The following is a 14,618-nucleotide window of genomic DNA, read 5'->3' on the forward strand; positions in this document are numbered from 1 at the left end:
CCCCGGTCGGTGCTGACAGGATCGTGTCATCCGGAGACGGAGCGTCGCATTGCCGGACTCCGGCAACGTTTTTCGGCACACCATGCCGGGCACCGGCACCGGCCCCTGTGCGTTGTGCACATGACGAGGCGGATCAGGAGTGGAGGCGGCACGTGGCGGAACCGGAGATTCCCGACAGCTTTCTGGAGGGGTACGCCGACATCCTGCGTGACGCCGCCGGGACGGGCCGCCGGCTCACCCGGGAGGAACTGGACACCCGCCGCGCCTTCGGCCGGCAGGCGGCCGAGGCCGGACACCAGCTGCGCGCCCTGGTCCGCATGCATCTGGCCGAGACCCGGGCCACCTGGCCGGCCGCCGCCCCCGGCGCCACGGCGGCCACCACCGCCGCGGCGGCGGACAGCGTGCTGGCCGCCATGGAGCAGGCGGTCGACGCCTTCGCCGACGGCTTCGAGCGGGCGCAGCGCCTCACCGTCCGGCGCGAGGAGGCCGCCCGCCGGGAGTTCATCGACGACCTGCTGTACGGGCGCAGCGATCTGGGCCGCCTCGCCGAGCGCGCCACCCGGTTCGGGCTGCGGCTCTCGCGCGCCCACGCCGTCGCGGTGGCGGCGGGCCCGGAGGCGTACACGGAGACGGACGCGGTGCCGCGCCAGGTGGAGTCGGCGCTGCTGGCCCGGTTCAGCGGCCGCAAGATCCTGCTCACCACGAAGGACGGCCGGCTGGTCTGCATCGCGCCCGGCAGCCAGCCCGACGTCCTGCGGTACTTCGCCAAGCAGGCGCACGCGGCGACGGACGGCGGCCGGGTGGCGGTCGGCCGCGCCCACCGGGGCCCCGGCGGGGTGGTCCAGTCCTACGACGAGGCCCTGGACGCGCTGGACCTGGCGGACCGGATGGGGCTGGACGACCCCGTGCTGTACGCCTCCGACCTGCTGGTCTATCCCGTACTGACCCGGGACCGGCAGGCGATGGCCGATCTGGTGCGCAGCGAGCTCGGCCCGCTCCAGGAGGCCAGGGGCGGCGCGGAGCCGCTGCTCAAGACGCTCTCCGTCTACTTCGACGCGGGCTGTGTCGCCGCCGAGACGGCCCGCAGGCTGACGCTGAGCGTGCGCGCCCTGACGTACCGCCTGGAGCGCATCCACCAGCTCACCGGATCCGACCCGACCGACCCGATGCACCGCTACACCCTCCAGACCGCGGTGATCGGGGCGAGGCTGCTGGACTGGCCCGCCAAGGAGATCTGACCGCCCGCCGTCTGCGCATGCTGCCGGGTTCCGGCAGGATCACCCCCCTCCCGCCCATCCCCGACGCTCTCCGCATGCGGGGATGCCGACCTCCGCCTAGCGTGATCAACCGGGGGATTTCGGTGGTGTGCGCAGCGAGGGAGATCCGCACCATGGCCCGTCATGCACGTCAGCCCGGGGAATCGGCCGAGGACGGACAACAGAGCGGTGGGGCCGTCGGGACGGCGTCCCGGAACCGGCCGGAACAGGAGCGCGGCCCGTCCCACCGGTGGTGGGTGCTCGGGGTGATCGGGCTGGCCCAGCTGATGGTGGTGCTCGACGCGACGATCGTGAACATCGCGCTGCCCTCCGCCCAGCAGGACCTCGGCTTCAGCGACGGCAACCGCCAGTGGATCGTGACGGCGTACGCCCTCGCCTTCGGCTCGCTGCTGCTGCTCGGCGGCCGTATCGCCGACCTGGTCGGCCGGCGGGTGGTGTTTCTGATCGGCCTGGTCGGCTTCGCGGTCGCCTCCGCGATCGGCGGCGCCGCCCCGAGCTTCGAGATCCTGGTGCTGGCCCGCGCGCTCCAGGGCCTGTTCGGCGCGCTGCTGGCGCCGGCCGCGCTCTCCCTGCTCACCACGACGTTCACCGTCCCGAAGGAGCGGGCGGAGGCCTTCGGGATCTACGGGGCCATCGCCGGCGCGGGCGGCGCGGTGGGGCTGCTGCTGGGCGGGGTGCTCACGGAGTACCTGGACTGGCGCTGGTGCCTGTACGTGAACCTGCTGTTCGCGTTCGCCGCCTTCGTCGGCGGCTGGCGGCTGCTCACCGCAGGCGCGCCGGCCGACCGCCCGAAGCTCGACATCCCGGGGACCGTGCTGGTCTCGGCCGGGCTCTTCTGCATCGTGTTCGGGTTCTCCCGGGCCGAGACGCATCCGTGGAGTTCGGCCGACGTCTGGGGATTCCTGGCGGCCGGCGCGGTGCTCCTGGCGGCGTTCGCCTGGTGGCAGACCCGGGCGGCGCATCCGCTGCTGCCGATGCGGGTGGTCCTGGACCGGGACCGCGCGGCGTCGTTCCTGGCGATGTTCATCTCCGGCGGCGGGATGTTCGGCGTTTTCCTGTTTCTCACGTACTACCTGCAGAAGAGCCTGTTCTACTCGCCGGTCTCCACCGGGCTGGCCTTCCTGCCGATGGTCGCCGTCATGATCGTGACGTCCGTGACGACGACCAATGCGCTGGTGCCCCGGTTCGGCGCCAAACCGATCGTGCCGCTCGGCATGGGCATCGCGGCCGCCGCCATGGCGTGGCTGACCACGCTGGACCTGAACAGCAGCTACCCGGCCCATGTGCTGCCACCGCTGCTCTGCCTGGGCCTCGGCCTCGGCATGGTCTTCGCCACCGCGATGAACCTGGCCACCGCCGGGGTGGGCGCACGGGACGCCGGGGTGGCATCGGCGATGGTCAACACCAGCCAGCAGGTCGGCGGCTCCATCGGTACGGCGCTGCTGAACACCCTGGCCACCAGCGCCGCCACCAGCTACCTGGTGGGCCGCAGGCCGACCCCGTCCGCCGTCGCCCAGGCCCAGCTGGAGAGCTACTCCACGGCGTACTGGTGGTCGGCGGGCTTCTTCGCCCTCGGACTGCTGGTCACGCTGCTCCTGTACCGGCGGGGCGCCCCCCACCCCCATCCGGTGGAGGAAGCGGAACCGGTGCGGGCCTAGGCGGGTTCCCCTCCGATTCGAGTACGGCCCCGGGGCGCGGTACAAAGAGGCATGACCGCGCACGGACAAACAGCCGGGGAAGGCTCCGCCGCCCCGGACCGGGACGACGTCGAGGCGGTGACGCACGCGGTGCTGACCGCGTCGAAGCTGCTGGCGGCCGTCTCCGCCCGGTGCCTGGCGGCGGTCGAGGACCGGGTGACGCTGCCGCAGTTCCGGCTGCTCGCGGTGCTCGCCACGCACGGCGACGCCAAGCTGGTCACGCTCGCCGAGCGGCTCGGGGTGAACCCGTCGACCGCGATGCGGATGCTGGACCGGCTGATCGTGGCCGGTCTGGCCGAGCGCCAGGTCAACCCGGTCAACCGCCGGGAGACCTCGCTGCGGGTGACCCCGGCCGGGCTGCGGCTGGTCGAGGACGTCACGGCGGGCCGCCGCCGGGAGGTGGCCACCATCGTGGAACGCCTCGCCCCGGAGCAGCGCACCGCGCTGATCGAGGCGCTGACGGCGTTCACCGCCGCGGCCGGGGGGCCGCCGGGCGGGCCCGGGGGCGGCGCGGACGCCACCCCCTGAGCCGCGTACGCCCGCCTGGGCCCCGGGCCCCGGGCTCCGGGTCAGTCCGAGGAGGAGGCCGCCTCCTGAGGCACCCGGGCGGCGGGGATCGCCGCACCGTCCCCGGCGGCCGGGCCCTCGCCGCCGCCGCGCCACTTCTGGATCCGCGCCACGGCCGGCTGGGTCCAGCGCGCGGTGAGCGGGCCGACGATGACCAGGATCAGGACGTACGCAGTGGCGATGGGGCCGATGCGGGGCTCGGTCGCCACGGCCAGTCCGGCGATGACGATGGAGAACTCGCCGCGGGCCACGAGCGTGCCGCCCGCCCGCCAGCGCCCGCGCGGTCCGATACCGGCCCGCCGGGCCGCGTACCAGCCGGTGGCGATCTTGGTGAAGACGGTGACGACGGCCAGCAGCGCGGCCGGCAGCAGCACCGGCGGGATGTCCGCGGGGTTGGTGGAGAGCCCGAAGAACACGAAGAAGATCGCGGCGAAGAGGTCCCGCAGCGGGGTCAGCAGCTTGCGCGCGCCCTCCGCGACCTCGCCGGAGAGCGCGATGCCGACGAGGAACGCGCCGACGGCGGCCGACACCTGGAGCTGCTGGGCGACCCCGGCGACCAGGACGGTCAGCCCGAGCACGACGAGCAGCAGCAGTTCGGGGTTGTCGGAGGAGACGGCCCGGCTGATCAGCCGGCCGTGCCGCAGCGCGAGATAGAGCACCAGGCCGACGGTGCCGAGGGCGACGAGCAGCGCGATGCTGCCTCCGGCGAGGCCGACGCCCGCGAGCATCGCGGTGAGCAGCGGCAGGTAGACGGCCATCGAGAGGTCCTCGATGACCAGGACACCGAGGATGACGGGCGTCTCCCGGTTGCCGAGGCGGCCCAGGTCCGCGAGGACCTTGGCGATCACGCCGGACGACGAGATCCAGGTGACCCCGGCCAGCGCGACGGCCCCCACGGGCCCCCAGCCCAGCAGCAGGGCGGCGACGGCACCCGGGGTCGCGTTGAGGACGAAGTCCACGGCGCCGGACGGGTACTGGGTCTTGAGACTGGTGACGAGTTCGGAGGCGCTGTACTCGAGCCCGAGCAGGAGCAGCAGCAGGATGACGCCGATCTCGGCGCCGACGGCGGTGAACTCCTCACTGGCACCGAGCGGCAGCAGCCCGCCGTCGCCGAAGGCGAGCCCGGCCAGCAGATAGAGCGGGATCGACGAGAGGCCTATTCGGCCGGCGAACCGGCCGATGATGCCGAGTCCCAGAATGACGGAGCCGAACTCCACCAGCAGTGCGGTCGTGTCGTGCACGGTCAGCCCTCCGCAATGATCTCGGAGAGCGTGTCCACGCCCTCCCGCGTACCGACGGCGACGAGCGTGTCCCCGATGGCCAGCCGGAAGTCCGGCCCCGGCGACGGATGCGCGCTGTGGGTCCGCAGCACGGCCACGATCGAGGCCCCCGTCCGCGTCCGCGCCTTCGTGTCCCCGAGCAGCCGCCCGCCGTACGGCGACCGGGCCCCCAGCGGTATGTGCTCGGTCACCAGATCGATCCCCTCGGTCCGCACCGCGTCGATGGGCGCCGCGTCGATGAGATGCGCGAGCCCGGTCGCCTCCTGTGGAGTCAGGGGTACGGACAACCGGCACGAATCGGGATCGTCCTGGTCGTAGAACCCGATGAACCGCCGGCCGTCGTGGTGCACGACGACGGAAATGTGCTGCCCCGACTCGGTCGTGTAGTCGTACTGCACGCCTACTCCGGGCAGCGTGGTGCGGTGGGTTCCCATGACGTCCTCCCGAGGGCGCGGTGCGCGCGGACACGCTTGGTGATCTCTTTAGCTCCGCATTACCTTATCCGGACGCTCCGCCCGAACCCGGGGATACGACGGGTGGGCCTCCACACACGGCCCCCGCCGGAACCCGCGCCACTTTCCCGCCGCCCCCCCCGAACCCAACGATCCGCATCGGCGGCCTGGGCCCTGCGGTGACCTTTCGCGACTTGCAGCCGCCGACTCCGGCCCCTGGAGCTGACCGAGGCCCAGGCGTTGCGGCGCTGTCGGGCGTAGCTTGTGCTCGGGGGGCTGCCGGGGAGCGAGCCGGATGCTCCTGCGGAGGGTTCGGGGCGAGATGGTGGGGGCAGGTTTTGTGCGGTTTGCCGGATGTGTCGGATTCTATGAAGTTGCTCGAGAACTGCGAGACGGCTACATAAAACCCCAGGTCACGCAGTCTGCTCCCCGCGCGTGCGGGGGTGAACCCCCGCATTCCGTGGGGTGGCCTGAGCGGTGCAGCTGCTCCCCGCGCGTGCGGGGGTGAACCCTGTATTTCCTGTTGAATCTCGGGTGATGTTGACTGCTCCCCGCGCGTGCGGGGGTGAACCATTCCACCCCGCTCCCTGACGGTCCGTCAGGGACTGCTCCCCGCGCGTGCGGGGGTGAACCCCGCGCAGGCGCTCGCGGCCGGCATCGAGGGCGCTGCTCCCCGCGCGTGCGGGGGTGAACCCCGCTCAAGGTCATCACGACCGCGGCCAACGTCCTGCTCCCCGCGCGTGCGGGGGTGAACCGTACACAGATGCCTGCCGGATACGGCCGGTGATCTGCTCCCCGCGCGTGCGGGGGTGAACCGATCCCGGCCAGTCTCGCTGACGTTCTCCAGGACTGCTCCCCGCGCGTGCGGGGGTGAACCCCTGCTGGTTGCCCTTGATGGGAACCTGTCCCGCTGCTCCCCGCGCGTGCGGGGGTGAACCCGAGAAGGCGCGACGGCACTTCGTCCCAGGCGTCTGCTCCCCGCGCGTGCGGGGGTGAACCCCAGGTGAAGCGGTACTGGCTCGCAGAGCAGGACTGCTCCCCGCGCGTGCGGGGGTGAACCCGTCTTGCACGTGCAATAGGGAAACGGCACGGGCTGCTCCCCGCGCGTGCGGGGGTGAACCCCCGCAATTAGCTACAATTAGACCGTCAATTGACTGCTCCCCGCGCGTGCGGGGGTGAACCCACCGGCGAAAACACGCTGGTGGAGTACGGGTGCTGCTCCCCGCGCGTGCGGGGGTGAACCCAGCTGCTGCGTGTAGGCGGTGATCCGCTCCGTCTGCTCCCCGCGCGTGCGGGGGTGAACCCTGGATCAGGTGCGACTGCTCGCGGATCGTCTCCTGCTCCCCGCGCGTGCGGGGGTGAACCCGGCGGCACGTCGACATCGCGCGTCGACCCGTCCTGCTCCCCGCGCGTGCGGGGGTGAACCTACGAGTGCCTGCGCTGCGAAACCACCCAGATCCTGCTCCCCGCGCGTGCGGGGGTGAACCCCGCCCGTCTCAACACCGGCGGTGAGACGGTTCCTGCTCCCCGCGCGTGCGGGGGTGAACCCCACGGCATCCGCGGCGGCGTGTTCCACGGTCACTGCTCCCCGCGCGTGCGGGGGTGAACCCCGAGCGAAGGTGAGCGGGGTGACCGGGGGTTCCTGCTCCCCGCGCGTGCGGGGGTGAACCCGCCGAGAAGTCCACGGCGATGTTCGCCAAGGGCGGCGCCCTGCTCCCCGCGCGTGCGGGGGTGAACCGAGAGCGTCGCCCTGAAGGACCCCCGAACCACGCTGCTCCCCGCGCGTGCGGGGGTGAACCCGTCGTCATCGGCACCGGGTCCGGGGAGGGCACCTGCTCCCCGCGCGTGCGGGGGTGAACCCGCAGCGTCGGCGAACGTGTTTGGTGGTCGTTGCTGCTCCCCGCGCGTGCGGGGGTGAACCCGGCACCTTGGGGCGTTGCCGGCGCAGACGTACCTGCTCCCCGCGCGTGCGGGGGTGAACCCCCGGCACGTTCTCAAGGACGACGAGTCCGGGTCTGCTCCCCGCGCGTGCGGGGGTGAACCCGCCCGCAGGTACAGCCCGATCTCCGTGGGCTGCTGCTCCCCGCGCGTGCGGGGGTGAACCCGGCACTGCCTGGTGGTACTGGGACCAGGCCGACTGCTCCCCGCGCGTGCGGGGGTGAACCCGCGCCCTGGGCCTCGGGCAATTCGCGCGGGCCCTGCTCCCCGCGCGTGCGGGGGTGAACCCGGGGTGGCCATGTCGTCCTCCTGCTTGGTCTCCTGCTCCCCGCGCGTGCGGGGGTGAACCCCAATGACGCAACCGGGGCCGCCGGACGGACAGCTGCTCCCCGCGCGTGCGGGGGTGAACCCGACTCGGGTCTCCCGCCCCTGAGCTGACCCACCTGCTCCCCGCGCGTGCGGGGGTGAACCCCGACCTGGCCCGCGCCATCGACCGCCACCGAGCTGCTCCCCGCGCGTGCGGGGGTGAACCCCATGTGGCGGTGAGGTCGACCTTCGTGGTGGTCTGCTCCCCGCGCGTGCGGGGGTGAACCCACCGTCGTGAGGTACGAAGTCGCCCCGTAGGCCTGCTTCCCGCGTGTGAGGGGGTGAACCTGTCGGCAACATGGAGGGCCGACAACAGATAATCTGCTCCCCGCGCCCGCGACGGTGAGCCCCTGGCGTGGATAGTGATGCAGTATCTGTGCTCCTGCTCCCCGCGCGTGCGGGGATGATCCCTGCAGAGGTGCGTGGGACGTGCTTCATCGCTTCTGCTCCCCGCGCATGCGGGGATGAACCTGCATGACCCGTTGAGGGGTGCTGATAGTGCTGCCGTTTTCGGAGTCGGTGGAGCCACTGTTGCGGCACCTTGGATGCTCCGGAACCGGCGCAGGTCGTGCTTTGGGTCACGGGCTCGATGGGGCCGATCTTGAGGAGGAGCGACCGGTTCTTCGGTCTCTCCTCCTCTTCGCGCGCCCCTTGTGAGAGCCCGGAGCGTCAGTGCGACGTACGGCGATTCCACAGTGCTCGTCCCATGGCGACGAGCACGATGATGACGACCACGACGCGGATGCCTGCGTCCAGGTCCGATGCCGAGCCGGCGCCGGCGCAGACGGCTGTCATTAAGGTCGCGCCGCAGAAGCTTGAGTCGAGATCCAGCCGCTCATCGCTTGGAGCAAGGGTTATCGACATGAACAGATCCGTTCCGTTAGGGCCTGGTAGGCAGGCTGTTTGACGACGTGACGCTCCTGGCGAGTGGATACGACTCAGGACGCCGCCAAGCCCCTTGTGGAGGAGGCCAGATGAGGCTCGCACATGAATCGCATCGATGAGTGGGCAAGGTGCTGCCTCCTTGTTGCTGTGAAAGATCGACTTACCAGGCACCGCTGCAGTTGATTCGAATGAGCAGGGCGCTCACCAGCGCCAATGTGAAGCGTCGGGTGAAAGCTGGAAGGCGCCGTGTTGGGAAGACTCGATGTGCTGTGTCCAGGCGCGACTACAGGCTCCGTCGTAGGCCGAACCGGTCCCTCGCGGGAGTGCCGGGTTCGCCGTTCGGGGTAACGCGCCCCGCGCCTGCCCGGATGTCGAGCACGGTGTAGTGGCAGCGCTCGGCCTTGCTGTGCCTGACCGGTAGACCGATACGCTGCTACGAATATTCCTACGATGGACATGGGCTGGCCGGCATCCAGAGCCAGCACAGGGTGACCAAACGGGGCAAGATGCGCAAACTGGTGCTCTGGTGCGTCGATATCCGCTTCGTCGATCGACGGCCACACACGCTTGGTGCACAACGAAGTCCTGACCGGCTGACATCAGCGCGCCATAGGCTTCCTGCGGTGCGCCCAGGGATCTCTACCGACCACGTCGTAGCCGTTGACCGATGCTGACCGGCAAGACTGCCGCAGGGCTCGGTTGCGGGGCCCGCATGCGGTTACGGACATCCGGTGCAGGACCTGTAGTCCCTGATCCTTCACCCCTCCGGGCTTCGCCCCATACCCGAAATCCCCCCTACATGACATGAATTCAGGTGAGTCGACACACGGAAGAAGCCGCCTGGGTTCAATAGCTACATGACCCATCCCCGCCGCTGCCCCCAACCGCTTCCTCACTCGAAGCTGACGGCGTCCGCTCTCGCGGTCTGGGCCAAGCACGACCGTGCGGCCGAGGGGTGGGTGCCGCTCTGGCAGCACATGTCCGACAGTGCGGCTGTTGCCGGGCTGCTCTGGGATCAGTGGGTTCCTCGCCTCATCCGGCAGCAGATCGCGGACGCGCTGCCCGGGCCGGACGACGCCCGTCGGCTTGTCGTCTGGCTCGCGGCGACTCATGACATCGGCAAGGCGACCCCCGCATTCGCGTGCCAGGTGGACGGGCTTGCGCAGGGCATGCGTGAGGCCGGGCTCGACATGCCTCATCAGCATCAGTGGGGTGAGGACCGGCGCATGGCGCCGCACGGACTCGCGGGCCAACTCCTCATGGAGGAATGGCTCATGGAGCGTCACGGGTGGCCGAGGAGATCCGCCGGGCAGTTCGCCGTGGTCATCGGTGGGCACCATGGGGTGCCGCCCGGGTACACGCAGATCCACGACCTCGATCGTCACCCCGAGTTGCTCCGCACGCCGGGGGTCAGTGAGGAGCGCTGGCGCGGCGTGCAGACCGAACTGCTCGATGTCTGTGCCGAGACGTACGGCACGCGGAGCCGGCTTCACGACTGGAAGTCGGTGAAGCTGCCACAGACCGTGCAGGTCCTGCTGACGGCCCTCGTCATCACGGCCGACTGGATCGCGAGCAGCTCGGACCTCTTTCCGTACTTCCCCGAGGACATCCCCCGTACGCCCGACGAACGGATCAGTGCCGCGTGGACGGCGCTCGACCTGCCGGGTCCGTGGGAGCCGGAGGAGCCGGACGGGACGGTGGACGATCTGTACCGGACACGGTTCGATCTGCCGGCCGGGGCAGCGGTGCGCCCCGTGCAGGAAGCAGCCGTGCGGCTGGCGCGGGCCTTGCCCGAGCCGGGGCTGATGGTGATCGAGGCGCCGATGGGTGAAGGCAAGACCGAAGCCGCCCTCGCGGTGGCGGAGATCTTCGCGGCCCGGAGCGGAGCCGGTGGATGCTTTGTCGCACTGCCCACGCGCGCGACGGGCAATGCGATGTTCCCCCGGCTTCTGAAGTGGCTGGAACACCTGCCGGGCACGGGGCGCCATTCAGTCTTTCTCGCACATGCCAAGGCGGCACTGAACGACGAATACGCAGGGCTGATACGTCCCGGCGGGGCAAGCGTCGTCCGGTCCGTGGATGTGGACGGTCCCGATGACGTGCGAAAGCCGTCGCAGGACGGAAGGCCGGGTTCCGCGGAGTACGTCGCCCACCAATGGCTCCGGGGCCGCAAGAAGGGCATGCTCTCCTCCTTCGCGGTGGGGACGATCGACCAACTGCTGTTCGCCGGGCTCAAGAGCCGGCACCTGGCGCTGCGCCACCTCGCCCTGGCGGGAAAAGTCGTCGTCATTGACGAAGTCCATGCCTACGACGCCTATATGAACGTCTACCTCGAACGGGTGCTGAGCTGGTTGGGCAGCTACGGGGTGCCGGTGGTCATGCTCTCCGCCACCCTCCCGGCCGGCACCCGCAGGGAACTGATCCAGGCGTACGCGGGCACCTCGGCGGAGGAGAGCGCGGCGTCGGACCAGTTGACGGACTATCCACTTCTGACCGCGGTCTGCCCTGGACATGTCCCGGGCACCGAGGCACCCCCCGCCGCCGTCGACCGCGGTACGGACATCGACCTCGTACCGCTCGACGACGATGTGTCCCTGCTCGGCGACACGCTGGCCGACGCCCTGGCCGGCGGTGGCTGCGCCCTTGTCGTACGGAACACCGTCGACAGGGTGCTGGAGACGGCGGAACGACTGGGCGAGCGCTTCGGCAGGGAGAACGTCACTGTCGCGCACTCCCGGTTCATGGATCTCGACCGAGCCGCGCGGGACGCGGAGCTGCTGAGGCTCTTCGGGCCGGACGGCGACCGGCCGAGCGGCACGGTTCCGCACATCGTCGTGGCGAGCCAGGTCGCCGAGCAGTCCCTGGACGTGGATTTCGATCTTCTGGTCACGGATCTCTGTCCCGTGGATCTGATGCTCCAGCGGCTGGGGCGCCTCCACCGCCACCAGCGGGGCCCGGGGCAGAGGAACAGACCGGCAGCGGTCCGTCGGGCACGGTGCCTGGTCACAGGCGTCGACTGGAAGGCCGTGCCGGTCCCTGAACCTGTCCGCGGGTCGGAACGGGTCTACGGCCTGCACAACCTGCTGCGGTCGCTCGCCGTGCTCCGCCCTTACCTGGACGGCTCAGGCCGCACGCTGGGTCTTCCGCAGGACATCCACGCACTTGTCCAGACGGCGTACGGGGACGAGCCGATCGGGCCCGAGAACTGGTCGGACGCGATGGCCGCCGCCGACCTGGCGCACCGGACGCACCGAGCGGAGCAACAGGCCGGAGCCGAGGTCCATCGCCTGGACCGGGTCCGCAAGCCCGGGCGCCCGGTGATCGGCTGGGTCGAGGCGGGCGTGGGTGACGCCGATGACTCCCGGGTGGGCCGCGCCCAGGTCAGGGACAGTGAGGAGAGCCTGGAGGTCCTCGTCGTACAGCGGCAGCCGGACGGTTCGCTGACGACCGTGCCATGGCTGGATCGTGGGCGCGGTGGGCTGGCCCTGCCCACCGACGCGATTCCTCCCTCCCGGGCGGCCAAGGCGCTTGCCGAAAGTTCGATGCGTCTGCCTTTCCATTTCTCGAAGCCGTGGGTCCTCGACCGTTCCATCGCGGAGCTTGAGGAATTGCTGATTCCCGCATGGCAGGTGAAGGAGTGCCCGTGGCTTGCGGGGGAGCTGATTCTTGCTCTCGACGAGCACTGTCAGACCCACCTGGCAGGCTATGAAATCGAGTACAGCAAGGCCGAGGGCCTCAGGGTGGGACGACCCGGTGCCCGTGATGTAAGGCTGGTGGAACACGTGCCGTCATTCGATCTCGTGTCCCGACCGTGGTTGCCGGTGCAGAGGACCGACGGTACGGCTGATGAGCTCTCGCTGCTGGATGTCTTCTCCCGGGCGACGACCGTCCGCCGTCTGGTCGGCGATGTACCGACACAGGAATTCGCCCTGCTCAGACTGTTGTTGGCGATCCTGCACGATGCGGTGGACGGGCCGGAGGACGTGGATGACTGGGCGGAGTTGTGGGAGAGCGAGGACGCGTTCGAGGCCGTACCGGCCTATCTGGAGCGGCATCGTGCGCGATTCGACCTCCTCCATCCGCAGACGCCCTTCTTCCAGGTCGCCGGATTGCACACGGAGAAGCAGGAGATCTCCTCGCTGAACCGCATCGTGGCCGACGTGCCCAATGGCGCTCCCTTCTTCAGCATGCGGGTGCCCGGCGCCGGCCGTCTCGGCTTCGCCGAGGCGGCCAGATGGCTCGTCCACACGCACGCATTCGACACGTCGGGCATCAAGTCCGGAATGGTGGGCGACGACCGGGTCAAGGGCGGCAGAGTATATCCCCAAGGAGTCGGCTGGGCAGGCAACTTGGGCGGCGTGGTGGCAGAGGGCGCGAATCTTCGCGAAACACTGCTGCTGAATCTTGTCGCACCCGACAACAACACGCTCAGGTTCAGGGACGGCGACACCCCGGCCTGGCGGCGCGAACCGCTCGGGCCGGGAGCGGACTCGGCCCTGAACCTCGCCGCACGGCCGACCGGACCCCGGGATCTCTACACCTGGCAGTCGCGGAGAGTGCTTCTCCACCACGACGACACGGGCGTGTACGGCGTCGCGCTGGGGTACGGAGACCCTCTGGTGCCCAGGAACAAGCAGCCGGTGGAGCCCATGACGGGCTGGCGGCACAGCGAGGCGCAGGAGAAGAAGCACGGGTTGCCGCAGGTCTACATGCCGCGCGAGCACGACCCCACGCGTGGGGCCTGGCGCGGCCTTGCCAGTCTGCTGCAGGACGTGCCGGCGCGGGGCGGGGCACAGAGCGGGAAACCGGCGGCAACTCTCAGGCCGGGCCTGCTGTCCTGGATGGCGCGGTTGGTCTACGAGCAAGCCCTTCCCCGGGGCTTTCTCCTCAGGACGCGCATCGTCGGCGCACGATACGGAACCCAGCAGTCGGTGATCGACGAGCTGATCGACGACGGTGTCACGATGCCGGTCGTCCTTCTGCACGCCCAAGACGAGCGGTACGGCCGGGCGGCCATCGACGCGGTGGGGGACGCGGACCTCGCGGCAAGGGCCCTGGGCGACCTCGCGGGCGACCTCGCCCGCGCGGCCGGCTCCGATCCCGAGGCCCGTCGGCTCGACGCTCGCGAACGGGCGTACGGCGAGCTGGACGGCCCGTACCGGCTCTGGCTCCGGCACCTGGGTGAGAGCGACGACCCCGCGCGCGAGCGATGGGCCTGGCAGGCGCAGGCGTACCGCGTCATCAGGGAGCTGGGCCGGGAACTCCTGGATTCCGTCACCACCACCGCGTGGGAGGGCCGGGTGATCGACCTGGGGCAGGGGCCGCAGTGGTTCGACGACACAAGCGCCGAGAAGTGGTTCCGGATTCGGCTGAGGAAGGCGCTGCCCCGGGCAGTCCCCTTGCCGGCTCCGCGCGACGGCGCATCGACGGACGAGAGGGATGTCGTGAAGGAGAAGGCATGAGCGTCGTGCGGCAAGGGGGCGGCTCGCCGGCATCGGCGCGCGACGCGGCAGCACCCCTGGCGGCCATGGCACTGGTCAACCGATCAGTGGATTCCCGTATTTCGTACCTCCAGGCCGGCTATCGCGCCGACCGCTCCGAAGCCGTCTCCTCGGTGGCCCGCATCAGGCGAGGGGCGGGCAGGCCGGCCGGCGAGAACCCGGATCTCTGGGGACTCATCGGCGCCGAAGCACTGTACGAGCGAGGGTGGAATGAGGAGGAGGCCGGCCGCGCGGAGAACGCGGTCCACATGGCCGTCACGCTGTGGGCGTTGCACCAACAGGGGCATCACGCAGCGAACATGCACGTCAGAAACGGCCCCGGACTGGGCGCCGCGGTCCGGCGGCTGATGCCCGACGCCGCGATCGACGAACCCATCCGCAAACGCTTCGTCCGTGCGGGCATGGCGACCTCCGTCGACGCGCTCGGCACCCGGCTGCGGGAGCTGGTGCTGCTGCTCCGTCGTGACGACATCGGCCTGGACTACGGGTTGCTCGCCTCCCAGCTTCACCAGTGGCAGCGCCCTGGGGGCCGGGCCGAGGTGCACCGCGCCTGGGGCCGCAGTTTCCACTCGTACGGGCCGGTCAAGTCCGACGAGGAGAAGGGGTAGAAGTGCCCCTCGCGCCGTCCGAGTGCCTCAGAGCCGGGGCCTCCGCA

General features: G+C 70.5%; 8 protein-coding genes and 1 CRISPR repeat array. Of the genes, 5 read left to right on the forward strand and 3 right to left on the reverse strand.

The genetic code is table 11. The annotated features are described in order from the left end of the window. Positions 1-152 precede the first annotated feature (152 nt). The 3 genes from RLT58_RS18630 (at position 153) to RLT58_RS18640 (ending at position 3,502) form a co-directional block, all read left to right on the forward strand. A complete protein-coding gene (locus tag RLT58_RS18630) occupies positions 153-1,238 on the forward strand; it encodes a PucR family transcriptional regulator (protein WP_311311508.1) in 1,086 nt (361 codons plus the stop codon). A 152-nt stretch (positions 1,239-1,390) separates the two neighbouring features. After that, positions 1,391-2,935: an MFS transporter gene (locus RLT58_RS18635; RefSeq protein ID WP_311311509.1), complete on the forward strand. Its 1,545-nt coding sequence runs from the start codon at positions 1,391-1,393 to the stop codon at positions 2,933-2,935. Positions 2,936-2,986: 51 nt separating this feature from the next. Further along, complete coding sequence (locus RLT58_RS18640; protein WP_311311510.1) at positions 2,987-3,502, forward strand: MarR family winged helix-turn-helix transcriptional regulator; 516 nt, start codon at positions 2,987-2,989, stop codon at positions 3,500-3,502. Between the two features lie 41 nt (positions 3,503-3,543). On the opposite strand, the gene RLT58_RS18645 is transcribed toward RLT58_RS18640, so the two are convergent. The 3 genes from RLT58_RS18645 to RLT58_RS18655 all read right to left on the reverse strand — a co-directional run bounded on the left by RLT58_RS18645 (position 3,544) and on the right by RLT58_RS18655 (position 8,441). After that, on the reverse strand, positions 3,544-4,782 hold the full coding sequence (locus tag RLT58_RS18645) for a cation:proton antiporter (protein WP_311311511.1): 1,239 nt from the start codon (positions 4,780-4,782) through the stop codon (positions 3,544-3,546). A gap of 2 nt (positions 4,783-4,784) precedes the next feature. Further along, positions 4,785-5,255 carry a cation:proton antiporter regulatory subunit gene (locus tag RLT58_RS18650; RefSeq protein ID WP_311311512.1) on the reverse strand — a complete coding sequence of 157 codons (471 nt, stop codon included), beginning with the start codon at positions 5,253-5,255 and terminating at the stop codon, positions 4,785-4,787. Between the two features lie 440 nt (positions 5,256-5,695). Beyond that, positions 5,696-7,866: direct repeats of the CRISPR family, unit length 28 nt; unit sequence CTGCTCCCCGCGCGTGCGGGGGTGAACC. Between the two features lie 380 nt (positions 7,867-8,246). Further along, the gene (locus RLT58_RS18655) at positions 8,247-8,441 is read right to left on the reverse strand and encodes a hypothetical protein (protein WP_311311513.1); all 195 of its coding nucleotides are present in this window, start codon (positions 8,439-8,441) and stop codon (positions 8,247-8,249) included. 878 nt (positions 8,442-9,319) lie between these two features. Between RLT58_RS18655 and casA the strand changes: the two genes are divergently transcribed. Continuing rightward, positions 9,320-13,924 carry a type I-E CRISPR-associated protein Cse1/CasA gene (gene casA, locus RLT58_RS18660; RefSeq protein ID WP_311311514.1) on the forward strand — a complete coding sequence of 1,535 codons (4,605 nt, stop codon included), beginning with the start codon at positions 9,320-9,322 and terminating at the stop codon, positions 13,922-13,924. Next, on the forward strand, positions 13,921-14,571 hold the full coding sequence (gene casB / locus RLT58_RS18665) for a type I-E CRISPR-associated protein Cse2/CasB (RefSeq protein ID WP_311311515.1): 651 nt from the start codon (positions 13,921-13,923) through the stop codon (positions 14,569-14,571). The genes casA and casB overlap by 4 nt, the downstream gene beginning before the upstream one ends. Positions 14,572-14,618 lie beyond the last annotated feature (47 nt).

It is taken from the genome of Streptomyces sp. ITFR-16, assembly GCF_031844705.1.
GTDB lineage: Bacteria > Actinomycetota > Actinomycetes > Streptomycetales > Streptomycetaceae > Streptomyces.

Excerpts from the sequence above, each read along its gene's own strand:
- RLT58_RS18635 (WP_311311509.1), top strand. The coding sequence starts at position 1,391 with ATGGCCCGTCATGCACGTCAGCCCGGGGAATCGGCCGAGGACGGACAA.
- RLT58_RS18640 (WP_311311510.1), top strand. The coding sequence starts at position 2,987 with ATGACCGCGCACGGACAAACAGCCGGGGAAGGCTCCGCCGCCCCGGAC.
- RLT58_RS18650 (WP_311311512.1), bottom strand. The coding sequence starts at position 5,255 with ATGGGAACCCACCGCACCACGCTGCCCGGAGTAGGCGTGCAGTACGAC.
- RLT58_RS18655 (WP_311311513.1), bottom strand. The coding sequence starts at position 8,441 with ATGTCGATAACCCTTGCTCCAAGCGATGAGCGGCTGGATCTCGACTCA.
- casA (WP_311311514.1), top strand. The coding sequence starts at position 9,320 with ATGACCCATCCCCGCCGCTGCCCCCAACCGCTTCCTCACTCGAAGCTG.
- casB (WP_311311515.1), top strand. The coding sequence starts at position 13,921 with ATGAGCGTCGTGCGGCAAGGGGGCGGCTCGCCGGCATCGGCGCGCGAC.